Origin of the sequence: Methanosarcina sp. Kolksee, from assembly GCF_000969945.1 — an archaeon.
Lineage (GTDB): Archaea > Halobacteriota > Methanosarcinia > Methanosarcinales > Methanosarcinaceae > Methanosarcina > Methanosarcina vacuolata.
Genome location: NZ_CP009524.1, coordinates 3,625,981 through 3,651,816, shown reverse-complemented (window position 1 = coordinate 3,651,816; position 25,836 = coordinate 3,625,981). Strand labels below are relative to the sequence as shown.

Below are 25,836 nucleotides of genomic sequence, written 5' to 3'. Positions count from 1 at the left end.
GTAAGATTTTTTGCAATAAAACTTTATAATAAATAAAAAGGATTTGTAATATGGTGAAAACATGCGAAAATCGATATTCATATTAATTGGAATTATATTACTTATATCAAATGCAAGTGCCCTTAGTTGGTCGGGATATGACTGGACACTTAAAAGTGGTATAAAAGGTCCCGGGTCAAACTATTGGAACCCAAATAACGCATATGTAGATTCAAATGGAAATTTACACCTTGAACTAAATTATTCAGATGATCGTTGGAATTGTGTTGAACTAGACAGTGTTAAAGACTTTAAATACGGTAAATATACATGGGTAGTATCTTCACAATCATTAAATCTTGATGAAAATGTAGTGCTTGGACTCTTCACATATACAGATGATAATCATGAGATTGATATTGAATCCGGTCAGTGGGGTGACTCAAGCTCAGACCATCTACATTTCACATGCCAACCAGACCAAACAATAACGTTTGTACCACCTACTTCTAGTTATATAAACGCAACTGGTGTGACTTATACATTTGACTGGCAACCAACTTACATACATTACACTGCTATAGCATCAGATGGTAAAATTATTGCTAATTGGTACTGTACAGATACTGGATCTATTCCTACAGTAAATGCAAAAGTAATGATGAACCTCTGGTTGCAGCGTGGTGTACCACCAAGTAATGACAAACCAGTAGAAGTGATTATACGCTCCTTTTATTGGTCATCGGATAAGGACTTTTTTTGCCATGGACCGATTTTGAATTAGAAACAAGCTTTCAATTTTGGCCTGTTTACATCCTTATTTCCACATTTTTAAGCACGTAACTATCGCCTGATATCGATGCATGTGCTTAAACTTAAGCACATCATATGCAAGGTAACATTTCTAAATAGCAATCATTTGACCTCACAGAGATACGGAAAAGCATATCTGCGCCTAAAAAGCCGGAAGTTAGGTCACATGAAATCAACACCCTATTCCAGCCCACAACTTACTTACATATTTAACAAACGTTGTGGGAATAGACGCAGTTTGTCACGATTTCTCATTTAACCGAAGGCGCATGAATATGGATTAAGATAAGTAATTTTGAGTTTTGGAATGAGCTCATATATTGAGTTCATATATTAATTGAAAAAATAAATAAATATATCAGGCACCTGCGGAAGGTCAGATTCAGCCCTCTTGAGCGAACGAAGTGAGCGAAAAGGGCACCGTCCTCCTCGGGCGTTAAAACGTTTTCTCAAAATAAAGGTAACCTCTCTCTTCTTTCTTGAAAGTAAAGCCATGCTTGAGGTACATGTCTATCGCTTTCGTGAGGGTTGAATCGGTTTTAAGAAACACGCCTGAGCAGTTTTTCTCAGCAAAATCGAGAGCAGTCCTGAAGAGCTTTTTTCCGTTGCCTTTGTCCCTGAAGGCCTTTTTAAGATAAATACGCCGGATTTCGCACCGGTTTTCGCCAAGTTTTCGGATGCCTGCGGTGCCTACGACTTTGCCGTCGACGATCCCCACGAAAAACGCGCCCCCGCTTCCAAAGTAATAACCGTTTATGTCATTGAGGTCGGCATCTTTTAGCCTGTCGGGTTCAAAACCGTGCTCTTTCAACACTCCAAGCACAACGTCATGAACTTCTTCATTTCTGGTATCGTCGTATCTCTGTATTATCATTTGACTCACTTCACAAGCCGTACAGTTCTTTTCTGTTTACCTGTCGGTTTTCAGGCTCTTTCTTACGGGTTCGGGGTTGAAATAGCTCTGAGAACTGATATATTTTTTCGGATTTTTGAGGAAATCCAGGGAAAGAGTATAAAATATCTCCGTGCCGGTAATAAGGATATCTTCATCAATATCAAACTTGCAAGAGTGGTTGATTTCCACTATCTTTTTTTCCGGGTTTAAAGTACCCAGGGAAATGAAAATTCCTGGAACTTTCTGCAGGTAACTTGCAAAATCTTCGGCTGCAAAGGTTTTTTCGAGTTCAGGGTAGATTGTAAGTTTTGGGAAACTCCCCTGCAGCTTTGAATTTACAGCGTTTGTGAACATAGGGTCATTCACAAGGACAGGATATCCGTGCAGTATATCAAGCTCGTAGTCTGGAAAACCTGAAAATTCGTTTCCCTGCTTTACGTATCTTTTTAATACCTCGTCCAGGCACTCTTTTATTGTCCTGTCAATGATATCCGTAGTATCTCGGTCAAAGGTTCGGTAACTTCCGAGAATCTCTACAGTATCGGGAATCCTATTAAACTGGGCTCCTCCTTGAATCCTTCCCACTCCAATGATATACTTATCCGGGTCAAGTTGTTTTTCCAGGGCTGGATAAAGGTTACTTAGAAAATCCGTTGCTATTCTGACGGGATCAATACAGCTTTTAGGCTTTGAGATATGGCCTCCCTTTCCTTTAATGATCACTTCAAACCGATTGGTGCTTGCCATGAAAGGCCCGGGACGGAAACCCACACTTCCTGATTCGTGATTGGTAAAGATATGCATGCCCATAACCGCATCCACACCTTCAAGCCCTCCCTCTGCAATTACTCTCTCCGAACCTCCTGGCGGAATTTCCTCGGCAGGCTGGAAGATAAGACGAACTTCCCCTGGAAAATTCCTGTTCTCCTGAAAAAGCCGTGCAGCCCCAAAAAGCATTGCCATATGTCCATCGTGTCCACAGGCGTGCATTACTCCATCGTTTCTGGAGATATAATCGCTATTTCTTTCAATCAACTCTTCCTGTACCTGCAGTCCATCCGTATCTGATCGAAGGGCGATACAGGGCCCAGGTAACTTCCCCCGGATGCTTGCAAGTACGCCGGTGTCTGCAATTTTTCTTGCTTCGACTCCCAGTTCTCCAAGAATTTTCAGGATTTTCTTCTGGGTTTCATATTCTCCAAAACTGAGTTCGGGGTATCTGTGAAATTCGCGCCTGAGCTGGATAATCCAGGCTTCAAGTTCTTCTGCACTCGGATTTTCTCTCAAAAGCATTCCCTCGGATGTTATGCATTTGCAGTTTATTCCGTTTAATGGTCTGCGACGTTTGTTATCTGTCAAAGATCTCTTCTAATAGATCTCTACTTATCGTAAGGTTATGTATTTCGTACTTCAGGAAGTTTTATTTTAATATATTTTAGTTGTATTTTACTAGTTCCTTCAATATATTTCCTTTTAGTATCTGTAACTTCATGTATATTATTCCATTTTTTTGTCATCTACTCAGAACTTTTCCATCGTGTGCCGCTTTTTCTGTAAATATAGAAAATTCAACACGTTTCCAAATAGAAAGCAAAATGAGGTAGTTTAGATGAAAAATTACTGCATTTTAAACTTTAAAAAGTGAACATTTTAAAGTTTAAAATGCAGATAAAACAAAGATTGGATCTGAAATCAGAATTAATATTTAAATGTTGTTTACTAAATAAATATTTTTCATCGACATATTATTTTTTTAGAACTAATTTTTCATATAATTTATTTTAAATAAGTTGGAACCTTATTCCAGATTGTAACCTCACAGAAAATAGAGAACAGATAAAAACGAACGAATCAAAGCGAATGGACTTAGACTACTAAGGCAGTTTTGTTCAAAACGGGGAGATTTGCGAGTAGTGGTATAAAACGAAAAATCGGCTACTACAAGGTTCTTTTTTAATATGAAGGTTTTTCAAAAGTAGTGACCATTAAGGAGTGAGTAAATCAATGAAAAATCAAATCAGAAGGACAGTAGCTATTTTTTTGGCGGTATGTTTTTTAGTGTCAATGGCAGCAACAGCAGTAAGCGCTGAAGCATTAAAGAAAGGATATTCTATTAATCTCGAAAACGCCTCTTTGGAAAATAACAATTTTCGTCAGGTGCTCTATACAGCTCAGTACAGCCAATTGGTACTAATGAGCCTCGAGCCTAAAGAAGAAATAGGGACGGAAGTGCATGAGGATAATGACCAATTTTTCTATTTTGTGAAAGGTCAAGGGACTTGCATAATTAATTGTAACAAATATGACGTCAGTGAAGGATCTGCAGTGGTCGTACCGGCTGGTGCCTATCACAATGTAATCAACACTATGAAAAACAAACCACTGAAGTTCTTTACTATCTATTCACCGCCACAACATAAGGATGGCATCGTGAGAGCCACAAAAGCAGAAGCTGAAGCAAATCCTGAGGAATTTGATGGTGTGACTACTGAATAAAATATAAAAAACAGAAATAAGCTTTATTTTCATAAAGCAATTTTATTTTTTTCTTCTGAAATTTAGGTCTTAATTTTCTGGTACTTACATGAATTTCAAGTCTCCACATTACGGATCTTATGAATCTTCATGCTAGTCGTGTTTCGGATAGGTTCTAAGTTACACTTTCTAAAAACATCAGTTGTGTGGATCCTCTTGGAGTTTCTTAGAAGGAAAATCAGGAGCATTGTTAAAATTCTTTTTTATAATTTTTTGGATAAAAGTAGATTTTAGAGAATTTCTACGAAGCCAAAATACCTGACAATTATATACAGGAATGTTACAATACATCTCACGTTACTCGTTATCAGTTATTATAAAGCCTGGCCGTTAAGGTTCCATAGATCCGAGTACTCTAAAGTACTCCTATAAGTTCCAGGGATGATGGTATCAAATGCTAAAAACACGCCTGAGGGATTTTCTTGTCACGAAAGATAACTGGCTTTTTGCGGTTTCCGACTATTTCCGTAGGGATGGAATCCGCGCCACACTCCGTTACGTGCCCGATGAGAACGGAGAAAGGGAGTTAAACGGAATACGATACAAAAAATATGATTTTGGTCCGGCTTTTGAGTTCATGAGGAAGCACAGGCCGGAATGGGTGCAGGATGTTCACGTGGTGCCTGAATCTGAGGTAAAACAGGTGCTTCGTCCTGCAGATGCAATTCCCAGGCTTGTAAATTCTGACAGCCGCGTAAGGGCAATCGTAAAGACCCTTGACATGGCAGGCATTCCCAGGACAAGCATGGGAGTTACGGGTTCGATGCTTGCAGGCCTCCAGAATGAGAGCTCAGATATTGACTTTGTTGTGTACGGCCCTGTATGGTTCAGGGCAAGGGATGCAATAACTTCTGCAAAACAACAGGAAGGTCCCATTGAAGAAATCAATGAAGAAATGTGGAAGAGGATCTACAATAAGAGGATTCCTGAGATCTCATTTGACGAATTCATGCTGCACGAATCGAGAAAAGGCAACCGGGGTATGGTCGAAGGCACTTATTTTGACCTCCTTTTCGTAAGGGAATGGGACCAGATAAAAGAGCCTCTTCTACGCGGGAAAGATACCGTCAAAATGAAAATCGAAGCCAGAGTTACAAATGCTGACTTTGCTTTTGACAGTCCTGCTTATTACAAGGTCGAACACGATGAGATCGACCATGTACTCTCGTATACCCACACCTATGCAGGCCAGGCGCTCCCCGGAGAGTTAATAGAAGCTCGCGGCATCGTTGAAGAAGTCGGAGATCTCAAGCGGCTTGTGGTAGGCACTTCAAGGGAGCCAAAAGGAGAGTGGATAAAGTCTCTTACCTGGCTTGAGAAGTGCGGATATCACTGAGAAAGCAAAATGCAAATTCAAGGAATGTAAGTTCTGTTTAAGGTATCCGGGCTGAGATTACAGGTTAAAAGAGAACTCAAAAGGGAAATCAACAGGGAAATCAACAGGGAAATCAACAGGGAAATCAACAGGGAAATCAACAGGGAAATCAACAGGGAAATCAACAGGGAAATCAACAGGGAAATCAACAGGGAAATAAAACCTGTAGAAAAAAGATTTTCCCAGAAAAGCCTCTCTTTTCCAATTTTCTTTCAGATTCCCTTTTTTACTCCCGGATTATCTCTTTTTATTAAATAAGCCATACAAAACCAGTAATTCAACTACTACAAAGTCCAATTCAAATCCTGGAGAACTCTTTGCCTCTTCTTTTTTAATATCTGAAGCAGGAATTCCCTGTTTATCCTCTTCAGATGTTTTCTCCTCGTTCAGGGTCTGATTTTTTCCGGTTATGGGCGAAAGAATTTCAACCGACTGAATTCTCTTTTCGCTGCCCGCGATTGCAAAGGGAGAAAAGCCTGGAGTTTCTGCGGTAAAGTAAAAGTAAACTTCATCTTCTCTGCTGAGGGTTGTAGGAAGCGGATTCCATGCTCCTTCACTGTAGCGGTACAGGGTTATGGCATCTTCGCTGACTTTCTGTTTGATAATCCAGGTCCTGCTAACCCTGAAATTTATTCGGGCATTTTCAAAATTTTCCTGGTTTGAAAAGCCGCTATTCCCAACCCAGAGATTTATATTCTTGTAGACGGTTCCGGGGGCAGGTTCCTTAACAATTGAAGATGTATTTTTTAGCATTTCTGCAATAGCGGTTGTTTTTCCGAAACTCCTTTTCGGATCGAATTCCACACTGACTATTTCATTTGCCTCGCCTTTAAAAGTAAAACATGTATGAGTGCCTTTGAAAACCTGTTCATTTGAAATTTCCTTCAGCTCGACATTCTTGGTTGATTCTGGAGAACCTGCGCCTCCCCCACTTCCTCCACCTCCTCCACTACTTCCCCCGCGACTTTCTTCACTTCCTACGTTTTCTCCAGAATTTGAAGATTTTTCGGTCACAGTTATATATCCCGCTTTTTTCCGGGTACTATTTCCGTATGTGTTATTTCCGTATGTGTTATTTCCGTATGTGTTATTTCCGTATGTGTTATTTCCGTATGTGTTATTTCCGTACGTGTTATTTTCATATGTACTGTTAGCTGCTTTTAATATAACAGTGTAGTTTCCGGGATTCTCGTACGTGTAAACCGGATTCTTTTCGTTTGAGTCAATGTTCCCGTTTCCGTCAAAGTCCCACTCCCAGGAATCAGGATTGAAGTTAGATAAATCCGTGAACTGGACAATCAGAGGTGCAGGCCCAAGGAGAGGAGTTGCGGAAAAGTTGGCTTCGGGCGAAGAAGTAACCATTATTTCTGAAAATCCTCCCACGGAGACAGCAGGAACAGAATAAGCAGAAATCCTGCCCGATAGTGTAAAGTTTCCAGGCTTGGAATTCGAAGGCACGGTCACATTATATACAACTGTCTTTTCTTCCCCTGCTGAAAGGTTCTCAACCCATATCCATTCCAGAGTGGATGCTTTGAATGTACTGGTTTCCTGGAACATAGCCCCATTATTTTCCCACTGGCTTACCTGCCACCCTTCAGGGAGATTTTCATCGAGCGTCAGGGCTTCAATATCCTGATCTGTAATTATATGTACGGTTACCGCAAAATTTTCGCCTGAATTAACCTTTCCGGCAGAAATCTCCCTGTTTGCTTCTATCCCTGCGGCTGAGGCAGGGAGAATTATCCAGGCAAATAGAATAATCAGAGCGAAGCCTGAAATAAGGCCTGAGAGTTCAATACGGCTTTTATTCCTGAAGGCTTTGATGAGATTCATAAGAGCGGATCCTTAGTTCTTTTCCATATTTTTCGGTTACCCGATTTTCTGCCATCGGATTCGTTTTTGAGCTTGTTTTTTTCTGATTTATCGTCCAGTTTGTTTCCTGTTATGCGCACATTTTTAGATTATTTCAAACATCAATTAAGCTATCAATTAAGCCATCAATTAAGCTATCAATTAAACCCACACTCTATAAAATTATTAAGTATGTAGTTGTGTATATTATTTATAACTGTCTTCTCTCCTGTTCTTCTAAAAATAAAAAATAGAATTATTACAGCCTGTAGCCTTTGAAAAAGGAGAAATCGAATAGGGAATATGATAGGAAGCTATTCAAAATCATGAGTTCATATTTAAAGCGTTGTAGAAAGCTATTGTCACGTCAATACTCAAAGGTCAAGTGATTCTAAATAGCTATAGTCGAAATGATGCTATATTTTAATACTGCCACCAGGTTCTTCGTTATTCTCTATGGATAATACTATTTTCAATTCAAGACCGCGTTGGATTTTATGAGAATATGATGAGATATTCACACAAGGCAACAAAGAGCCACAAGCTGTATTGGAGACCAAATAAATAACTTCAAACAAAACTGCAGCTAAAGCTAAATATAAATAATAAAGTTGCCAACTCCTCTTTCATGAAAATAAAGAAAAGTTATATCTGGCTTATTCTGGCATCAGGCTTGATTTTGACCGCATCTGCAGCTTTTGTGTATCCTGATTTTACCTTCCGTCCCGGTTTTGCGGAAAATACGGCTCAAGCAGATATGTCTGAAACTGCAGTTAACGGAATAGAATCCAGTTCAAGCATAGTTACCAGAGTACAGGTTTCAAACCCATTGGCGATCCTCACAGCAGGTGCTCAGGCAACTGATTCGGGTACTGAGGTTACTGTTTACAATAATAACCTTGCCCTTGTAAAAGAAAAAAGGGAACTCGATCTTGATTCCGGAGTGAACAGGGTTGAATATAAGGATGTTGCTGCTCTTATTGATCCGACATCAGTAATGTTTGAGGATACGAAAAATAAGAATACTGTCGTACTGGAGCAGAACTATGAGTACGATCTCGTGAGCAACCAGGAGCTTCTGGAGAAATTTCTGGATAAAGAAATAACTGTAACCGAAAAAGAAGGAGGTACATACACAGGAGTTCTCATGAGCTATGATGACAATAAGGGACTGGTGCTCAGGTTAAGTGACGGGAAAGTTGTAACCCTTTCCGAAGTTTCGAAAGTGGAGTTTCCTGACTCTGCCGGGCTGCTTACAAAGCCTACCCTTATCTGGCAGGTCTACTCGCCTGCCGCAGGAAAGAGAAACGTCCTCACTTCCTATCTTACAAATGGGATGAGCTGGAAAGCAAACTACATCGTAAAGACCAGTGCGGATGATAAGAAGGCCGATATCCAGGGTTGGGTTACTGTTAATAATGAAGCAGGAACAACCTATGAAAATGCCAAACTTAAACTGGTTGCAGGAGAAGTTAACCGCGTAACTGTGCCACAGGAAACGCCTGCGAGAAAGGCAATTGCAGAAGGAGATGTTGTATACGAAACAGCCGAGGAAAGCTTTGTTGAGGAATCCTTCTTTGAGTATCACCTCTATACTCTTCAAAGGCCGGCTACTCTCAGGAATAATCAGGTAAAACAACTCTCCCTGCTTTCTGTTAATTCCGTGCCTGTAGAAAAGGAAATGGTTTTTGACGTCTCAAAAAGCAGTGATGTCCAGGTCGCTCTGAGCTTCAACAATTCAAAAGAAAAAGGTCTTGGAATGCCTCTTCCTGCCGGTGTTCTAAGAGTATACAAAACTGACTCCGAAGGTCAGCTTCAGTTTCTCGGGGAAGACAGTATAAAGCATACCCCAAAAGATGAAGAGATAAAAGTTGTTGTCGGAAACGCTTTTGATGTAACAGGAAAAAGAACCCAGACAAATTACAATAAAATCAGCTCGAATGTCTGGAAAGAAAGTTACGAAACCGAAATCAAAAACCACAAATCTGAGTCCCAAAAAGTAAAAATCGTAGAAAACTTCTACGGCGACTGGGAAATCACAACCACCTCTGACCCATACGAGAAAAAAGATGCCTATACCGCAGAATGGGAAATAACCGTACCCGCAGACGGCTCAAAGAAAGTTACCTACACTGTGGAACGCAGTTACTAATCCAAATACCACAGCAAATTGCCAAAAACGGAATTTATACTGCCGAAACCCGCAAAAAATCCAATCCAGAACCTATAACTGTGGAATAAATAGAAAAACGGAAAACGGAAAAACGGAAATATCTATCCCATAAGCCAGCCCCCTAGCTAGTTGAAAGACAATTTACTTGCCCATAATTAAGTCATATCAGCTCAGCTAAGAATCTTCACTATAATTCAACCATTCAGCCCTCTTGAGCGAACGAAGTGAGCGAAAAGGGCACCGTCCTCCCGAGACGGGACTCGGGAGACGGAACTTCGGGAGGCAAAAAATATTATTACTATCGCCGCAATTAACCCCTCAGATGATTATCGGTGTATTGGGGCCCGAAGGCTCATACTCGGAAAAGGCAGCACAAACCTGGATCCTGAAACATAGGCTAGATAGTGTAGGAATTCAGTACTTTTCAGATATAGAGGATGCGTTTCTGGCTGTAGTACAGGGAAAATCCGATATCTCGATAGTTCCAATAGAAAACTCGATTGAAGGTTCTGTAGGTGTTACTCTTGATTTACTTCTTGAGAATGGTGTTGAGATAGTCGGAGAGATTGTTGTCAAAATCGAGCACTGCCTGCTCTCAAAAGGCGGGCCTGAGAAAATTAAGGTCATTCTTTCTCATCCTCAGGGGCTTGCCCAGTGCAGGCATTTTTTAAAAAAATATTTCCCTGAGGCTGAACTAAGGAGCACGGGCAGCACTTCCCATGCAGCAAGGCTTGCAGGAGAGTTTGAAGAAATGGCAGCAATAGCTTCTCCGGAGGCTGCAGAGTGCTACAGGCTGAAGGTTCTTCTTCCAAATATACAGGACAGGAAAGAAAACTACACCCGCTTCATTGCTTTGCGAGCCGCAGGAAAAAGCCCGGCTGAGCAGGTTTTATGTGTTCCAGATGGTGAAACGGGTAAGCCTGAGAATTCCAGCCATTCAGCCTTCAAGACCTCTATTATAGTATATCTGGAAAAAGACAGGCCAGGAGCATTATACGAAATTCTCGGGGCTTTTGCAAAGAACAAGATTAACCTGACCAGGATCGAGTCCAGGCCATCTAAAAAAGAACTTGGGGATTATTATTTCTATATTGATTTTGAAGGGCACACAGGCGATGTACTTATAGAAGAGACCTTAAAAGACATAAAAAGTAAAACCGATACTCTAAAAATAGTGGGGTCTTATCCCGCTTTTAAAGCATAGTAGTCATCTTTCTTTAAAACGCTGCAATTATCCATCTTTAATATCTTTATCATTCATCTTTGAGGGGCCTACTTATTCCGTTAAAAAATTGTAATTATCTACTTATGTGATCGCAATTATCCATTCTTGAATGATCGTAATTATTTAACTTTGAAACAAGTAAAAGTCTAGTGTCGAGTCAAACGTGAAACATCGTATAAAATTGATTGCAATTATTCGGAATTATTAAATCCTTGATGATTGACTCGACACTAGAAGCAAAATCCTGTGAACTTAACAGAAGGCAATAAAGGAGTTACAGCATATTCAAAACCGTGAATTTAAACACAAAGTATGGCAAAAATTGGATTGTTGTACGAATCTAAAAAATTCATATTCAGGAACGTGTACTTTTATATACTATCTTTCTCTATTCTCTTCCTAGAATATCTTCTGATAGTATATTTGTATGTTCCGTAAACATAATTCTTTCTCATAATTATTTCCAATCACAGTCTTTTTCCAGGCTGCAAAAAGGAGCGAGATGGCTCTGAGTATTGAAGAAATAGTAAACAAACACGAATCGGTTTTAAAAAAATATAGAGGACTCTATGCCTTTGCAGACCTGCTTGCAACTTATTTTGTCCTTTATGTCCTTTTCGTGCTTTTCAATATGCGAGATTTATTTTTAATGTTTAGCATCTTCGAACCTTATACCGATGCGAAATACAGCATTCTGGGCTTTGGGGTTGTTTTTGAAACTCTGGGGCTTATTTTTCTGGCTTTTGCCCTCTCCCTTATCCTTACAGCTATCAGGCATTACAGGGCTGAAAAGAAAGATGCGATTGCCCTTCTAGAAGAGACACACCCTGTACTCAGGGAGAGATTGAGGACTGCCTATGATAACCGCAATACGGATAACATTATTGTCCGGGACCTTATAGGCGGAGTCATAATCGATTCAAAACCCGTACAGTCATCTTCCTTTCTTGACAGAAGAAAACTTACAAAAGACCTGATTGTAATAGTTTTTGCAGTTACCGTTCTAGCATATGTTGTCGGGACCGGATACCAGACAACTCTCAGCCCTACTGCCCTTAACGGAGTAATCGACAAGCTTCCCTTAGTTTCAAATTCAAACTCTGACCTTTATCCAGTGGACGAAAACGGCGGGACCTCAAATAACACCAGCCAGGAAAACATCTTCGGAAAGCCTGCCGTTGTTGTGGTGGAAGGCAAAGATGTTGATCTGACGATTCCTCCGGGCACAGGTCAGGGCTTTACAAGTCAAGAAGAAGGGGAACAGATGAACGAATCATTTACCCAGTCAGGCATGGTAAATCCTGAAGCTGAGGCTTCCAAGGCTTATTATGATAATTTACCGGAAGGGTACAGGAACGTTATCCAGAGTTACTTTGAAGGACTTGCAGAAGAATAATTGGAAAAATTTATTTAAAGTAGGATTTATCTGAACTCAGGTTAATCGAAGGTTGTCTAAAAGCAGTTTTTGAATAACAGACAGTGTACTGGAGATATACTGCTCTGGAGATATACTGCTGCGGGATCAGGTAACATCCAGAAAAAGCGGGCTTCTTAAGCCTCTAAAAACAGAAACTTAAAGGGTGAAGCGGATATGAATGAAACTAATACCGATTCTGGCCAGGCTGCCACGACCTACCAGAACGCAGGCAGAATTTTCAAAAGCTTTTTTGAAGATATTGGAAATGTTGTGGTGGGCCAGAATAGAGTAGTGGAGCAAATCGTGATCGCAATACTCTGCGAAGGGCATGCCCTAGTTGAGAGCAATCCAGGGCTTGGAAAAACGCTTATAATCTCCACAGTGTCAAAGGCCATGAACCTGAAATTCAGCAGGATCCAGTGTACTCCTGACCTCATGCCCTCTGACATTACAGGGACAAACGTTATTGAAGAGAAGGACAACAAAAAAGAATTCAGGTTCCAGCCAGGGCCGGTTTTTGCAAATGTTGTTCTTGCGGATGAGATTAACAGGGCATCCCCGAAAACCCAGTCAGCCATGCTGGAAGCTATGCAGGAAAAACAGGTAACGGTCGGAAACGATACCTTCATGCTTGACCGTCCCTTCTTTATTCTTGCCACCGAGAACCCCATAGAAATGGAAGGCACATATCCCCTGCCTGAAGCCCAGCTCGACCGTTTTCTCTTAAAAATCCTTGTAGATTATCCTTCCCATGAAGAAGAAATGGAAATAATAAACCGCTATACGAAATCCGAAGTCCCAAAAATTTCCAGGGGCCTTGAGAAATCCACACTCCTCGATTTGCAGCAGCTCACCAGGCAGGTCCCAATCTCCGAGGAACTCAAGCAGCGCGTCCTTTCTATTGTGGGCATGACAAGAAAAGACAAAGAACATATAGAGTACGGGGCTTCTCCAAGGGCATCCATCGGCCTTATCCTTGCCGCAAAAGCCAGAGCCCTTATAGAAGGCAGAAACTTCGTAAGCAAAGAGGATATCGATTATATGGCATATCCGGTTCTCCGCCACAGGCTCATCCTGACCTTCGAAGCCGAAAGAAGTGGGATGACTCCTGATCAGGCTATTGAGGAGATTATCCGGAAGCTCAAATGAAACCTGAGCCTGGGATTCACAGGTCAGTGAAGGAATTGAAAAATAAGTTAAAATAACCCTGAAGGGTTTTCCGGGCCCGGAATAAACCGGGCTTTTTATTGACGATCCAGAATGACTCGCACAAAACAAAACATCGAAACGGACTTTTTCAGGCAGCTTGACCGCTTTACCTTCTCTGTCCGGAAAAGGGTATCTACCGTTTACGCCGGAAACCGTCCCTCCACCCGAAGCGGGCACGGCATCGATACCATCGGGTTCAGGGAATATGATCTTAACGACAGCCTGAAAGATATCGACTGGAAAGCCTATGCGAGAACTGAAAAGCTCTATGTGCGGCAGTTTGAGGAAGAGAAAACCCTTACAACCCATATCCTTCTGGACGCCAGTAAAAGTATGGACTACCCTGAAAAAGGGACTTCGAAATTCGAATATGCTGCCATGCTCGCTGCAGGCTATGCCTACATGGTAACAAAATATAACGATAGGTTTGCAATCTCAACCTTTACACAGGAAGTCGATATACACAAACCCAGCCGTGGGCGAAAAAACCTTCTGCGGGCAATTGACAGGCTGACAGAGCTTGAACTATCTGGAGGCACTTCTATTGGGGAAGCTGTTATAAAGTACAGCAGGGAAATCAAGTCAAGATCCCTTGTAATCCTTATCTCGGACTTTCTTCAGGAACCAGAAGCAATAGAAACTGCAGTTTCCAGGTTATCTGACCATGACCTGATTTTGATCCAGGTGCTCGACCCCACGGAAAAAGTGCTCCCTATCCAGGGTAACAGCAAGCTTATAGACCTTGAAACCGGAGAAGAAGTCAGGACATATGTTAGTGAAAAGTTTAAAGAACGCTACATTAAAAAGCTCGATGATCACAGCGCAAGAATTAAAAAAGCCTGTATGAAGACAGGAGCTGAATTCTATACTTTTACAACCGACACCCCTATTTTTGATGCTTTCTACCATACCATCAGGAGAAGGAGACGCTAAAAATGCCTTTTGAAAACCCCCTTGCTCTTATCGCTCTCCTGAGTGTAATCCCGCTTATTATTATTTACATGCTCCGTCCCAGACCGAAGGTACTTGCAATTCCTTCACTCATGTTTGTCCTTAAACTTGAGAGGGAAAGAAAACGGGTTTATGCATCACTTACCAAAATCGTGCAGGACCCACTTTTTCTTATTCAGCTCCTGATTCTTATTCTTCTTTCCATTGGCGCAGCAGGGTATTACTATACTTCACAGGAACCGCTAAGTGGAGAGCATACAGTGCTCGTCCTTGATACCTCTGCAAGTATGCAGGTTGATTCTCGCTTTGATGATGCTGTTAAGATTGCTGATGGTTATGTGAGCAAGAAAAACAGCATAATCCTGGCTTCGGATACGCCTCTTCTTGCTCTTGATGGAGGCGACGCGTCCTCTGCAAAGGGTATTTTCAGTAAAGTTCAGCCAGGGGCAGGCACTGCCGACCTGTCTGCGGCCATAACTACAGGTATGCGTCTTTTATCAAAGGAAGGAGGAGGAAGAATCATCGTTATTTCGGATTTCACGAATTCGAAAGGAGACGATCCTGTTAGTTCCAAAAATCTGGCTGAGTCTTATGGGATTTCAGTCAATTTCGTAAAAGTCGGAAAGCCTGCCGATAATATAGGGATCATCAACGGATGGATCCAATCCACGGACGGAAAATACGGCTACACAGGTGTAATTAAAAACTACAAAGATCAAGACGAAAATGTTAAAATCGAGACTGGAACAGGGACTTCCGGAAACTCAACGTCGTTTTCCCTTAACGTTCCCGCAGGTGGGACAAACCAGTTCACGCTTGAAAACCTTGGGCCAGGGATTACAACAGTTCAGCTTAATGTGAAGGATAGTTTGTCTGTTGACAATAAAGCTTACATTTCCATTCCAGATACTTCAGAGCAGCGTATACTCTATGTCACTGACGATGGGAAACTGCCTTCGAGAACTGCCCTTTCCCTGCTCCCGAACAGCAATATCAGTGTCGTAAAAGCCGTGCCTTCTTCCCTTGACAATTACACGCTTGTAGTGCTTGCGCAGAAAGAAACTCCAATTGCTAGCGATTCAGTAGCGACAATTGAAAATTATGTCAGAAACGGCGGTAATGCAGTTTTCATTGCAAGTGGCGCCTTAGCCCCCGAGAAAACTGAGGTTGGCCTGATAAAGATCCTGCCTGTAAAGCCTACCGGAATTGAGAATGAAACAAACGGAAACGATCTTGGAGTTAAGGAAGTTCAGCAAAGCAGTATTACAACGGACATTAGAAGTGATGAGATATCAGTCCACACATACCTGAACGCAACTGAAAGGACCGGTTCGACAACTCTGGTAGCTCTAGAAAATGGAGTTCCTCTCTTGAGTTACTGGCAGGTAGGTAAAGGGACCGTTTTCTATATGGGCCTGGATGACGAGCTCGGAGACGATGCCTGGAACAATTTCCATAACTTGCCTGAGTATCCTGTGTTCTGGATAAAACTTGTTGAATGGCTCGGAGGGACAGGTGATATTTCTGAATATAACCTGAATACAGGTACTTTGACGTCTCTTTCGAAGACCGAGGAAATCAAAACTCCCTCGAAAACTTTCACTTCAAACCATATTCTCTTTGATGAATCGGGAATTTACGAAATTTCAGGAAAGAAGATTGCAGTCAACCTTTATAATGACAAGGAATCAAACACAACAGTTGATGCATCTGACGTTATTCAGCGGGCGGTTGCGGAAGATAAGTCCACACTTGTAAGGGCTGATACTTATACTGTCAAAAATGACATTACTGATTACCTGATAGGAGTTATGTTCCTTCTCATACTAGCTGAAATTATAATCGTGCGCCGGCGGGGTGAACTATGAACATATCCCTTGAACACCCGGAAATGCTTTTACTCATCATTCCTGTGACAGTTGCCGGGTTTTATCTCCTGCGGAAGACAAAAACGAAGATTGTGGAATGGAGGATGCTTGTAGTTTTCCTCCTTATACTCGCTCTGGCTGCTCCATTTACAACGGTTACGCAGACTGCTAATGAAGAAAATCCTTCACTTATACTAATTCAGGATAAGACCTCAAGTATGGAGCTTTTTTCTAATGAAACAGGTACCGACCTGTATAAAGCCCTTGCAGCTGACACCTCTACGACCTTAGTCCAGCTTACAGGCGATAAAACAAATCTTGGAGATGCTGTGACTCAGTATTCTGGCACTGGTAATCAGATTATTCTTATTACTGATGGAAACAATAACTCAGGAAAGAGCCTTGTTGATGCTCTCGGGTTTGCCAAAGAAACCAATACTTCAGTCTACCTTGTCGAGCCTGAACTCAAGACAAATGACCTCAGTGTCGAAATTCTTGGGGACAAAAGTGTAGTTGTGGATAACCCAAACGAATTTGAAATAGTTGTCCATCAGGCTTCAAATCAAAGTGTTAGCTATTCCTATGAAGCGTACGTAGATGGGGAACTTTCCCAGAGCGGCGATATAACTCAAAACGCAACGCAGTATAGTATTTCCCCCAATCTCAGGCAAACTTTTAGCACTCTTGGTGCTCACAATATCAGTGTAAAGATTACTCCTTCCGGAGAAGATCTGAACAGTATTAACAATGAATTTTATAAATCCGTGTATGTAATTCCCAAACCAAAGCTCACTCTTGTTACCGGTGAGCCAAATTCACCCCTCGCTCAAATCCTTAATAAACTTTACAACACTTCTGTTTTCACTACTTACCCTGGAGCAAGTGCTCTGAATAGTAGCAAAGCTCTTGTACTTGATAACCAGTTCGCCGATAATCTTACGGAAACTCAGGTAAAAGAAATTCGGAAGTATGTTACTAATGGGGGTGGACTGGTAGTTGTAGGAGGAGAAAGAGCATATAATTACGGCAATTATCTTAATTCCTCGTTTGAAAAAATCCTACCTGTGCTTTCAAAGCCTTCCGAATATAAGGGAGGAAGAAACCTTGTCCTGATCCTTGACGTTTCTCCCAGTACTGCGGCCCACAAAACCCAGGGAGACATCCTGGGAAATGCCATATATATTCTTCAGAACGAAAATCTCAAAGATGCAAATGCTGAAGTTATCGCATTCGGGAGCAAGGGATATGATGTTTCCGGAGGTTTTGTTTTCCTTGGACTTGCTCAGAACCAGGCAACTCTTAAAGACAAAATTGAGCGGCTGACTCCTGATGAGGAGAGCAAGACATCCTTAGACGCAGGACTCAACATTTCAAAGGAAATGCTTACAGGCAAGGAAGGTGAACTTGATGCGATTATTATTTCAGACGGAGCAATCGAGGATTCCTATGAGCCAGGCCTTCAGGCTGCAAAAGAACTGCAGAAACTCGGCGTAAACCTGTATTTTATCCATGTCCGTTCTGTAGCTCCTTCTCAGACTGACAAATCCAGAAATTATTATGCTGAGATGTTTATGAAGGAACTCGGGCTTGAAAATAATTATTTCCACATTAATATGAGTGAAAGGGCAAATATAGTCTTTGAGTCAACCAATAAGTCTCAGGAAGAAGATAAAGAAGATAAAGATAAAGAAGAAAATGTAACGTCTGACTATTCTCTCTATACTTATTCTCCAAATAGCTTCATTACGAAAGATGTGAACCTTACTTCCAATATCACGGGATATAACGACGTGACTCCAAAATCCGGGGCTGAACGCCTGGTCATAACTACTTCAAATGGAAAACCAGTACTTACCACATGGCGTTTCGGACTTGGGAGAGTTGCGGCCTTTACCACAGATAATGGACAAGGTGACGGTTCTCGCTGGGCGACTAATGTTTATAATGGGTCGAGTGCCAAACTAATTTCGAGCATGATCAATTGGGCAGTAGCGAACCCGAGAGCTGAAGAAGGGACTGTTGTGGACAGCCCGGATACCTGGCTCGGCACTCCTTCCAACCTGACGCTTAAAATGTACGATGAAGGAATTCCGAAGCTAAAACTTGATGGTAATGCTCTGGACCTTGCTCTAACCGGAAGAAATACCTATGAGACAACTGTGAATCCGGATAGTATTGGGATTCATGATATCTCAGGCTACCCACTTGCGGTAAATTATCAGCTTGAGTATCGGGATGTAGGGCTCAATGAGGATATAGAGCCTCTTGTCCTTGCGACAGGAGGGAAAATTTACAATGAGAAAGAGGCAAGAGCCCTTCTACTGAAAGATGCGCGGCAGAATTCAGTGAAACAATCTGATGAGCAGGTAAGCCTGAAAGTGTATGTACTCCTTGCTGCGCTTGTGCTTTATCTGGGAGAAATCCTTGCCAGGCGCATAAGGGAAATGAGAAATCTCAAGAATGCGCAGGTTGAGATTGAAGCTGAAAAATAAGAATCTCTAAAGTGAGAATTCCGAAAGTAAGAATCCCAAAAGTAAAAATTCCGAAAGTAAGGATCCCGAAAGTGAGAGTCTCGAAAGTGAGAGTCTCGAAAGTAAGAATCCCAAAAGTAATAATCCTGAAAGTAAGAACCCCTAAAGGGTTCTTTTAACTTTGTGAGATTGAGAAACAGCGGAAAATTCCATCCTCGCTTTCATCAGCAGGTAGTAGGCAGTTCACACAACATCAATACAATCGATTTTACCGGAACCACACCACCTCATAATATATGCTCCGCCTTTGTCTATATATATAAACGTATTTGAGTAACGCATTTTTCCATTTATATCTTCATCTGTTCCAACCCAGCATCCGCTATTAACAAATAACTTTTTCTTTTTCTGACCCTCTTTTTCAGAGAGCTCAAGGGGATAGTAACTTGCAAAGTGAGTGTGCCCAAAAACAACAACATCTGCCTGTATAGTATCCTTCTTTTTCTTGTAATATTCATCGGTTATAACTTCTTCTGCGGTTTTATCCCGCGGATTTGTAGACTCATATAAAATTTTTTGTGTATGTGCAACAATACCGGGAATGGAGCTAAATGCAAAAAAACCAGTAATTATAGCCCATATAGCAGTGATCCAGAAGCTGGATTGTAGAAACGCACTCCACATAAGATATTTTCCACCAAAAACCAGGCCTAAAAATATAACAAAATTTCTTTTCCAGTGTTTTTTAGTAAATGGGATATTATAAAGGACCTGAAACCAGTTTAATGGATTCCAAAGTTCACCGATGAGATGAGACACGTATGCAAGAACTGCTTGCTCTTTGTCGAATTGATGACCATGAAGGAAGAAATAAGACCTGTTTCCTATATTGAAACCATGGGCAATGCCATTTTCATCCTTTTTAGGATAGTGACTATCATAAATATCAAGTTCTGTTTCATTGCACAGTTGCTCCCAGTTAATCTTTCCTTCCAGTTCACCCAGAGAATAGTCGTGATTTCCAACCACGTATATTTTGTCACAACCGACACTTGTGAGTAAGGAGAGAGGTCTCATAGAATCTTTAATAACGTTATCTCTATCACCATCTTTAGGACCCCACAATTCCACAATATCTCCCAGCAGAATTATTTTGCAAGGTTTTTTAATTTTGACTTCTTTATTCTTACATTTTACAATCTGATCAGTATTTTCTTGACTGCTTAAACTATTTATCCACTCAAGAAAACAACAAAACTCATTTTGATTACATTGTTCACTACCCAAATGCACATCTGAGACAACTATGTAAGCTGACTCCGTCTCAGGACTCATAAGACACCACTTTTTCCATTATTCCATAAATTTGATATTCAAATGAGCGTATTTGGGTACCTAAATCTTCTTTTTTCCACATTGGCCCTTTCGTTTTCACCGAATCTTCTGCTGTTTTCACCGAATCTTCTGCTATTGTTTTCGTCGGATCTTTTGCTTTCAGGGTATTGTTTATTGTACCAGCAATCATATTTGTAACCCTTGACGTGTATTCGTTGTTTTGTGGGTTGAAATAATTCTTTATTTAAAAATAACCGAACCAGAGAGAATAAACGTTGATTCAAAAGTGGGGGTTCTTACGCAACTATTTTCAAGGGATTTATATGCACCTGACAAGGAATCCATATTCATAGGAGTCATGATAGTTCCGTGTTTTGGACAATAAGGTTTTATCATATTGATTTCTCATCAGTCCAGATAATCATCCCTAAATATTTAATATACATTTATTATGAGTAAAATAGTCCACTATTTTAGGTCGGATCAGTGATCTATTGATTGAATTAAATAAGAAGAGTAGATTTGTCTTTTTTCTAGTTTACTAATCCTCTTTTTGTTTGCGTTTTTCTGTGTAACTACTACGATCTTTAGTTATAATCTATTTAAGAATCTTTTTAATTAAAAATACTATAAATTTATGTAATTTATAACTATTTATATTCAAAAATATTAATATTTAACCAATTTATATTATATTTTGTTTTCATCTAAAATTAATGATTTATATATTGTGGACTGATATAACAGTTATTTCAGTCGAATACCCCGCTAGCTTGCTGCAGGGATGGAAAACTTTCCCGAAAACAGGTAATGATAATATAATTTATCAAGTCCATTTTTTGGAGCTTTGGCGTGAACATAATCCGTTGCTTTCAGCGAAGACGCCAGCGCAACTTTGATTATAAATATGCCAGAAAATTCAGGGTTATCTGCCCGAAAAAACCTGCGAAAACCGGCACTATAAGGTTATCATCAATTTTATTGACTGCCGTTTCCGTAAGGGTTGCAAGAAACGCCATCATTAGAGAGACAATGGGATTCCCGAGAATAAGCAGCCCTATGAGGAAATCAATAAGAAATTCCGAAGCTGAGCCTTCAATCGATTTGTCATTTTTAAATATTTTTTGAAAAACTCTCCTCTTTCCATAGAATTTTCCGATAAGAGCTGCAGCCAGGTCCCCGAAGGTAGCCATAAGAATTGCAGCGTAAGCGATCTCTCGACTGAACAGGGATATTACTGAAATTGCCCCGAGCGCAAAGAAGATATGTCCTCCGAAGCGGTCAGCTTCACTTTTTCTGTACATAATATGGAAAAAAGGTATTCGAATTCCATGCTCAACCCGGAAGTAGTCAAGAATGAGAACAGTTACAAGAAATAGCATGAGCACCCATAGGATGGCTTCTTTTCCGTAAAGTTCGTAGATAAGCACGATCAGGATTGAAACCAGATGCACACTTTTTCTAAGGATTTCAAAGATAAATTCTCTGGACGACATGGCAAAAAGACTTGTCAGGATCTAGTATAAAGTTATATCTGTTTCAGTATGTCTGTTATTCTACGTGTCCTGAAAACTTCACAGGTGCCTGTCAAAAGATGAATATGAAAAATAAACAGCAGAAAAGCGAAATTCAACCAGGGTCCCAAAAAAGCAATTTCAACCTGAATCAATCAGGGTCCCAAAAAAACAATTTCACCCTGAATCAACCCGGATTCCAAAAAAGCAATTTCACCCTGAATCAACCTGAAAAATGCGGATTCAGAAATCCAGTTGATTTATTCAGACTGAATTCTGCCCTTTGAAATCCAAATCTTTGAAATCCAAATTTTACGAACCTTCATGTGCAGCGTCATAACCGGAATTGATCACGTTTTCCTTTATGCTTGAGTCTTTATCTATAACAACTTCGGGCCAGATCTTAACTCCGGAATGTATTGTTGAATTACTTCCGATCAGTACTTTATGTCCAATAACAGTTCCATTTTCAAGGAAGCAGTGTTCTCCGATGATTGTTTCGTCTGCCACTACCCCGCCTGAGATATTGGATCCCTTTCCTATGGACACATTATCAAAAAGATAGGATGAAAGGATTTTTGTATTGTCCTCTATGGTGCAGTTTGAGCCTATAACACTGTAAGGCCCGATAAGGACGTTATCGCCTATAGTTGTATTTTCCCCTATTACTATTGGCCCTACAAGGGACGAATTCGAACCTATGCATACATTGTTTCCTATGGACAGAGGACCTTTTATTCTTGCGTTCCGGGTTGTGAAATTCCCTTCGATTGTTGTTCCAGGAAGGGCATCAAGCATCCAGCGCTGTGCCTGCCTGTAAGCTGCCGAACTTCCAACGTCAGTCCATTGTCCCCGCACAAGTACACCATTGATTTTTTTGTCGGCTGCCAGCATGAAGGGGAAAAGGTCTTTTGCAAAGTCGAATTTCTTGCCTTCAGGTATCCATTCAAATATCGAAGGGCTGCAAATATAAATGCCGGTGCTTGCAAGGTTGCTGAATATCTGGCCTGCTTTCGGTTTTTCCAGGAAGCGGTGGATCCGGTTGTTAATGTCCATATCCGCAATTCCGAATTCTTTCGGGTCGTCAATCGAAATAAGCCCTATGGTTACCGGAGCATCGTTTTCTTCATGGAAACGGTACATCTCCCGCAGGTCCAGGTTGAGGACGTGATCCCCACCAAGCACGATAAACGGCTCGTCTTTCAGGTATTCTTCAGCATTTTTAATACCGCCTGCAGTTCCGAGTTTTTCTTTCTCATACACATATTCGATATGTACCCCAAACATGTGCCCATCTCCGAGCTGCTCTTCTATGAGATCTCCCATGTACCCCAGGGTCATGACTATTTCATTGAACCCTTCCCTTGAAAGATGCTCTATCAGATGCAGGACTGACGGCTTATTAAGAATCGGTATGCTGGGTTTAGGATGCTTGAAAGTTAGCGGCCTGAGCCTTGTCCCAGCCCCTCCACACATGATACACGCTTTCATATTTTTCCCAAATGTCCTTATATGAATATATTATTAACGATTTTGTTGTCGTTGTCTCAAAGGTTATTGATAATGGTTATTCAATTAATGACGATCAATCAGATGAATAACGAAATCAGATTAGTGACGAAATCAGATTAGTGACGAAATCAGATTAGTGACGAAATCCGATCAATGACGAAATCAGATTAATGACGAAATTCAGATTAATGACGAAATTCAGATTAATGACGAAATCCGATCAATGACGAAATCAGATTAGTGACGAAATCAGATTAATGACGAAATCAGATTAATGACGAAATCCGATCAATGACGAAATCAGATTAGTGACGAAATCAGATTAGTGACGAAATCAGATTAGTGACGAAATCAGATTAATGACGAAATCAGGTAAATGACGAAATCAGATTAACGTTGATAACTCAGAAGAATATCTTCTTTTCTTTCCACCTTGATTTCCCTTTTCCCTTCATACTCCGAAACGGTGCCAGTTACGCTGATGAAATCTCCTTTCTGAATTGAATTATTCAGAGCTTCTGCGCCCGCGGTTTTTGGAATAAAGACGCTCAGGACTTCGGAGTTGCAGTCTATCTGTAAAAGCAGGTGCCCGCCTGTATAGGTTATCCGTTTGCTCAAAACCTGGGCTTCAAGGAACACCTTTTCCCCTTCACCGGATTCACGGCTATAAGGCGTGGCTTCTTCTCCTGTCCCCTGTCCAGAAGCTGTAAGTTCCGACCCAAAGCAAAGATAAGCTGTCATAAGAGAAGTCAATGTCATGAACAGCAGCAGTACCATTACTTTTTCTTCTTTTTCCATCCTTTACCCCCCTGATTTTGGGCCTGGAATCAGTTTATGATCGAGACCAGTTTTATTTCAAGGATGAGGGTTTTGCCTGCAAGTTCATGGTTAAAATCCAGGGTAGCAGAAGTTTCCGTGGAGTTGAGCACTTTAACCTCACTCCCAGCGGGTGTTATGATTTTTGTTCCTGGCTCAGGAGGGGTCTGGAGTCCAAGCCTTTCGAGAGGGATCTCCTGGACAAGGTAATTCTTATACATTCCGTAGGCTTCTTCAGGCGGAATTATGAGGGTTTTTTCTTCACCCTCTTTCATTCCAAGCACTCCCACATCGATGCCTTTTATTGCCTGGAATGTATCCGTTCTGAAAAAAAAAGGCCGGTAGCCTTTTTTTTCGTCATAGATCCCTGCTTCGAGGGCTTTTTCCTTCAAAGTGGTATCAAAGACCGTTCCGTCTTCGAATTTTCCAGTATAATCAATAAGCAGGTAATCCCCTTTTTTCACAGTACGAGAATTTTCCATTATCTCTTTCTCCTGTGCATTTTTCTCTGGTACCCACGCCATTTCAAAATCTATCCGGATACCGAAATGATGCACATTTTAAAAAAATACTCTAACTCTCAATTTGCTCTTCAGTAACTTAAATTTATTCTATTGAGATTAGTTTTATATCAAAAATCAGGGTCTTACCTGCAAGCTCATGATTGGCGTCAAGAGTGATATGCGTATCGTTTACAGCTATTACTTTGTACTGATTTCCGTACATATCTCTCAAGGTTTGCCCCACTTCAGGAATTTGGGATCGGTTTGTTAGATTTAATTCTTCAATCGGGACAGCAAGGACTCTTGCTTCCTCATATTCCCCATAAGCTTTATCTGGAGGGATCGTCAGGGTTTTTTCTTCCCCCACTTTCATTCCGATTACACCTTCGTCAAAACCAGGGATTACCTGTCCCGAGCCAACGACAAAGTTAAGAGGAGTATACTCCCGTCCTTCAACGTATATACCTGCCTGCTTTGCAACGTCTTCCTTTGAGGTATCAAAAACCGTGCCGTCTTCAAGCTTCCCGGTATAGTCGACCTTGACAGAATCTCCGGACTTTACTGCTCTGCTGTCTCCTCCCTTGCTCCCGCTATCCGTGCATCCGCTGCCAAGAATTGTACTTACCAGGAGCAGTATAGCTATGAAGAAAACTGCTTTTTTCCTGGCCTTCATCACTTTCACTCCTCCACAGAAACGATTGTGACTGAGAAAATCAGGGTCTTGCCTGCAAGCTCATGGTTGAAGTCTACAACAAAGTTATTTTCGTTTACATCCGTGATAGTGCCTGTCAGACCATTGTCCGTAGCCAGTTTCATCCCGACTTCCGGAGTAAAATTAACAGTATTATTCGGGATCTCTCTTGCAAATTCTTCTCTGTACTCTCCATATGCTTCTTCAGGCGGGATTGTAAGGGTTTTTTCTTCTCCCACTTGCATTCCGACAACGCCCTCATCAAATCCTTTTATCATCTGGCCTACGCCGACGGTAAATGTAAGGGGTTCATAATTTCTCATCTGATTGTATTTCCCTGCCTCGATAGCAACTTCCTTTAAGGAAGTATCGAAGATTGTACCATCTTCAAGTTTTCCTACATAATTAACTGAGACTGTATCCCCATTCTTAATTATTCTACTGGTATCTTTTGTTATATCCTCGGCCATATAAATCAATAAAACAAACGAGAACATGCTAGATAAACGTGATGATAAAATAAAAGTCAAAAACCGAGTAAACAGAAGTTTCAGAATCCGGAATTACAGGAATTCCTGTAATCTTCATTTTTAAGTTTTAATTTGAGATTTGGTTCCGTTATTCTTTTTGATATTCAATATATGAGTAAACAAATGTGAACCCCACAATAAAGAGCGCAGGCCCCACTGTTGAGTCAACA

Annotated in this window: 22 protein-coding genes; 11 read left to right on the top strand and 11 right to left on the bottom strand. The window is 41.0% G+C overall.

Annotation, left to right across the window (positions count from 1 at the left end):
- The first annotated feature begins 61 nt into the window (after positions 1-61).
- Positions 62-763: a glycoside hydrolase family 16 protein gene (locus MSKOL_RS15045; RefSeq protein WP_048157446.1), complete on the top strand. Its 702-nt coding sequence runs from the start codon at positions 62-64 to the stop codon at positions 761-763.
- A 465-nt stretch (positions 764-1,228) separates the two neighbouring features.
- Here MSKOL_RS15045 and MSKOL_RS15040 read toward each other — a convergent pair whose 3' ends face one another.
- Entirely contained in the window at positions 1,229-1,666 is a 438-nt protein-coding gene (locus MSKOL_RS15040) for a GNAT family N-acetyltransferase (RefSeq protein ID WP_048157444.1), read from the bottom strand.
- 36 nt (positions 1,667-1,702) lie between these two features.
- Positions 1,703-2,980, bottom strand: a complete 1,278-nt coding sequence (locus tag MSKOL_RS15035; RefSeq protein ID WP_048157442.1) for a M20 family metallopeptidase — start codon at positions 2,978-2,980, stop codon at positions 1,703-1,705.
- Positions 2,981-3,691: 711 nt separating this feature from the next.
- Between MSKOL_RS15035 and MSKOL_RS15030 the strand changes: the two genes are divergently transcribed.
- A complete protein-coding gene (locus MSKOL_RS15030; protein ID WP_231592267.1) occupies positions 3,692-4,183 on the top strand; it encodes a cupin domain-containing protein in 492 nt (163 codons plus the stop codon).
- Positions 4,184-4,616: 433 nt separating this feature from the next.
- Entirely contained in the window at positions 4,617-5,558 is a 942-nt protein-coding gene (locus MSKOL_RS15025; protein ID WP_048157441.1) for a nucleotidyltransferase domain-containing protein, read from the top strand.
- A 276-nt stretch (positions 5,559-5,834) separates the two neighbouring features.
- Here MSKOL_RS15025 and MSKOL_RS15020 read toward each other — a convergent pair whose 3' ends face one another.
- Positions 5,835-7,433 carry a PGF-pre-PGF domain-containing protein gene (locus MSKOL_RS15020; RefSeq protein ID WP_048157438.1) on the bottom strand — a complete coding sequence of 533 codons (1,599 nt, stop codon included), beginning with the start codon at positions 7,431-7,433 and terminating at the stop codon, positions 5,835-5,837.
- Between the two features lie 646 nt (positions 7,434-8,079).
- Between MSKOL_RS15020 and MSKOL_RS15015 the strand changes: the two genes are divergently transcribed.
- The 7 genes from MSKOL_RS15015 (at position 8,080) to MSKOL_RS14985 (ending at position 18,786) form a co-directional block, all read left to right on the top strand.
- Positions 8,080-9,603, top strand: a complete 1,524-nt coding sequence (locus MSKOL_RS15015) for a DUF4139 domain-containing protein (protein ID WP_048157437.1) — start codon at positions 8,080-8,082, stop codon at positions 9,601-9,603.
- A 343-nt stretch (positions 9,604-9,946) separates the two neighbouring features.
- A complete protein-coding gene (gene pheA, locus MSKOL_RS15010; protein WP_048124148.1) occupies positions 9,947-10,828 on the top strand; it encodes a prephenate dehydratase in 882 nt (293 codons plus the stop codon).
- Between the two features lie 523 nt (positions 10,829-11,351).
- On the top strand, positions 11,352-12,245 hold the full coding sequence (locus MSKOL_RS15005) for an OadG family protein (protein WP_048157435.1): 894 nt from the start codon (positions 11,352-11,354) through the stop codon (positions 12,243-12,245).
- A 195-nt stretch (positions 12,246-12,440) separates the two neighbouring features.
- Positions 12,441-13,415 (top strand): MoxR family ATPase, encoded by a 975-nt coding sequence (locus MSKOL_RS15000; RefSeq protein WP_048157433.1) that lies wholly within the window; start codon positions 12,441-12,443, stop codon positions 13,413-13,415.
- 111 nt (positions 13,416-13,526) lie between these two features.
- Positions 13,527-14,408 carry a DUF58 domain-containing protein gene (locus MSKOL_RS14995; RefSeq protein ID WP_048157431.1) on the top strand — a complete coding sequence of 294 codons (882 nt, stop codon included), beginning with the start codon at positions 13,527-13,529 and terminating at the stop codon, positions 14,406-14,408.
- A gap of 2 nt (positions 14,409-14,410) precedes the next feature.
- Positions 14,411-16,294: a VWA domain-containing protein gene (locus MSKOL_RS14990; RefSeq protein ID WP_048157429.1), complete on the top strand. Its 1,884-nt coding sequence runs from the start codon at positions 14,411-14,413 to the stop codon at positions 16,292-16,294.
- Positions 16,291-18,786, top strand: a complete 2,496-nt coding sequence (locus MSKOL_RS14985) for a VWA domain-containing protein (protein WP_048157426.1) — start codon at positions 16,291-16,293, stop codon at positions 18,784-18,786. Before MSKOL_RS14990 ends, MSKOL_RS14985 begins: the two co-directional genes overlap by 4 nt.
- Positions 18,787-19,008: 222 nt before the next feature.
- On the opposite strand, the gene MSKOL_RS14980 is transcribed toward MSKOL_RS14985, so the two are convergent.
- Positions 19,009-20,100, bottom strand: coding sequence for a UDP-2,3-diacylglucosamine diphosphatase (locus MSKOL_RS14980; protein ID WP_048157423.1), 1,092 nt, complete (start codon positions 20,098-20,100; stop codon positions 19,009-19,011).
- The gene (locus MSKOL_RS14975; protein WP_048157421.1) at positions 20,090-20,290 is read right to left on the bottom strand and encodes a hypothetical protein; all 201 of its coding nucleotides are present in this window, start codon (positions 20,288-20,290) and stop codon (positions 20,090-20,092) included. Before MSKOL_RS14975 ends, MSKOL_RS14980 begins: the two co-directional genes overlap by 11 nt.
- A 30-nt stretch (positions 20,291-20,320) precedes the next feature.
- Here MSKOL_RS14975 and MSKOL_RS20795 point away from each other — a divergent pair, with 30 nt between their 5' ends.
- On the top strand, positions 20,321-20,485 hold the full coding sequence (locus tag MSKOL_RS20795) for a hypothetical protein (protein ID WP_197078775.1): 165 nt from the start codon (positions 20,321-20,323) through the stop codon (positions 20,483-20,485).
- A gap of 514 nt (positions 20,486-20,999) precedes the next feature.
- Here MSKOL_RS20795 and MSKOL_RS14970 read toward each other — a convergent pair.
- The 6 genes from MSKOL_RS14970 to MSKOL_RS14940 form a co-directional block, all read right to left on the bottom strand.
- Complete coding sequence (locus MSKOL_RS14970) at positions 21,000-21,596, bottom strand: diacylglycerol/polyprenol kinase family protein (RefSeq protein ID WP_048157419.1); 597 nt, start codon at positions 21,594-21,596, stop codon at positions 21,000-21,002.
- 330 nt (positions 21,597-21,926) lie between these two features.
- A complete protein-coding gene (locus tag MSKOL_RS14960) occupies positions 21,927-23,105 on the bottom strand; it encodes an NDP-sugar synthase (RefSeq protein ID WP_048157415.1) in 1,179 nt (392 codons plus the stop codon).
- A 411-nt stretch (positions 23,106-23,516) separates the two neighbouring features.
- On the bottom strand, positions 23,517-23,924 hold the full coding sequence (locus MSKOL_RS14955) for an OB-fold nucleic acid binding domain-containing protein (RefSeq protein ID WP_048157413.1): 408 nt from the start codon (positions 23,922-23,924) through the stop codon (positions 23,517-23,519).
- Positions 23,925-23,953: 29 nt separating this feature from the next.
- Entirely contained in the window at positions 23,954-24,466 is a 513-nt protein-coding gene (locus MSKOL_RS14950) for a peptidylprolyl isomerase (RefSeq protein ID WP_231592266.1), read from the bottom strand.
- A gap of 82 nt (positions 24,467-24,548) precedes the next feature.
- The gene (locus MSKOL_RS14945; protein ID WP_048157411.1) at positions 24,549-25,118 is read right to left on the bottom strand and encodes a peptidylprolyl isomerase; all 570 of its coding nucleotides are present in this window, start codon (positions 25,116-25,118) and stop codon (positions 24,549-24,551) included.
- Positions 25,119-25,123: 5 nt separating this feature from the next.
- Positions 25,124-25,606, bottom strand: coding sequence for a peptidylprolyl isomerase (locus MSKOL_RS14940; protein ID WP_052725536.1), 483 nt, complete (start codon positions 25,604-25,606; stop codon positions 25,124-25,126).
- Positions 25,607-25,836 lie beyond the last annotated feature (230 nt).

What these genes read in the sequence shown, in the direction of transcription:
- MSKOL_RS15020 (WP_048157438.1), bottom strand. Translation starts at nt 7,433, where the DNA reads ATGAATCTCATCAAAGCCTTCAGGAATAAAAGCCGTATTGAACTCTCA.
- MSKOL_RS14975 (WP_048157421.1), bottom strand. Translation starts at nt 20,290, where the DNA reads ATGATTGCTGGTACAATAAACAATACCCTGAAAGCAAAAGATCCGACG.
- MSKOL_RS14940 (WP_052725536.1), bottom strand. Translation starts at nt 25,606, where the DNA reads ATGGCCGAGGATATAACAAAAGATACCAGTAGAATAATTAAGAATGGG.
- MSKOL_RS15030 (WP_231592267.1), top strand. Translation starts at nt 3,692, where the DNA reads ATGAAAAATCAAATCAGAAGGACAGTAGCTATTTTTTTGGCGGTATGT.
- MSKOL_RS15040 (WP_048157444.1), bottom strand. Translation starts at nt 1,666, where the DNA reads ATGATAATACAGAGATACGACGATACCAGAAATGAAGAAGTTCATGAC.
- MSKOL_RS14990 (WP_048157429.1), top strand. Translation starts at nt 14,411, where the DNA reads ATGCCTTTTGAAAACCCCCTTGCTCTTATCGCTCTCCTGAGTGTAATC.
- MSKOL_RS15035 (WP_048157442.1), bottom strand. Translation starts at nt 2,980, where the DNA reads ATGCTTTTGAGAGAAAATCCGAGTGCAGAAGAACTTGAAGCCTGGATT.
- MSKOL_RS14980 (WP_048157423.1), bottom strand. Translation starts at nt 20,100, where the DNA reads ATGAGTCCTGAGACGGAGTCAGCTTACATAGTTGTCTCAGATGTGCAT.
- MSKOL_RS14945 (WP_048157411.1), bottom strand. Translation starts at nt 25,118, where the DNA reads ATGAAGGCCAGGAAAAAAGCAGTTTTCTTCATAGCTATACTGCTCCTG.
- MSKOL_RS14950 (WP_231592266.1), bottom strand. Translation starts at nt 24,466, where the DNA reads ATGGCGTGGGTACCAGAGAAAAATGCACAGGAGAAAGAGATAATGGAA.
- MSKOL_RS15045 (WP_048157446.1), top strand. Translation starts at nt 62, where the DNA reads ATGCGAAAATCGATATTCATATTAATTGGAATTATATTACTTATATCA.
- MSKOL_RS14960 (WP_048157415.1), bottom strand. Translation starts at nt 23,105, where the DNA reads ATGAAAGCGTGTATCATGTGTGGAGGGGCTGGGACAAGGCTCAGGCCG.
- MSKOL_RS15005 (WP_048157435.1), top strand. Translation starts at nt 11,352, where the DNA reads ATGGCTCTGAGTATTGAAGAAATAGTAAACAAACACGAATCGGTTTTA.
- MSKOL_RS14955 (WP_048157413.1), bottom strand. Translation starts at nt 23,924, where the DNA reads ATGGAAAAAGAAGAAAAAGTAATGGTACTGCTGCTGTTCATGACATTG.
- pheA (WP_048124148.1), top strand. Translation starts at nt 9,947, where the DNA reads ATGATTATCGGTGTATTGGGGCCCGAAGGCTCATACTCGGAAAAGGCA.
- MSKOL_RS14985 (WP_048157426.1), top strand. Translation starts at nt 16,291, where the DNA reads ATGAACATATCCCTTGAACACCCGGAAATGCTTTTACTCATCATTCCT.
- MSKOL_RS15015 (WP_048157437.1), top strand. Translation starts at nt 8,080, where the DNA reads ATGAAAATAAAGAAAAGTTATATCTGGCTTATTCTGGCATCAGGCTTG.
- MSKOL_RS15000 (WP_048157433.1), top strand. Translation starts at nt 12,441, where the DNA reads ATGAATGAAACTAATACCGATTCTGGCCAGGCTGCCACGACCTACCAG.
- MSKOL_RS14970 (WP_048157419.1), bottom strand. Translation starts at nt 21,596, where the DNA reads ATGTCGTCCAGAGAATTTATCTTTGAAATCCTTAGAAAAAGTGTGCAT.
- MSKOL_RS14995 (WP_048157431.1), top strand. Translation starts at nt 13,527, where the DNA reads ATGACTCGCACAAAACAAAACATCGAAACGGACTTTTTCAGGCAGCTT.
- MSKOL_RS15025 (WP_048157441.1), top strand. Translation starts at nt 4,617, where the DNA reads ATGCTAAAAACACGCCTGAGGGATTTTCTTGTCACGAAAGATAACTGG.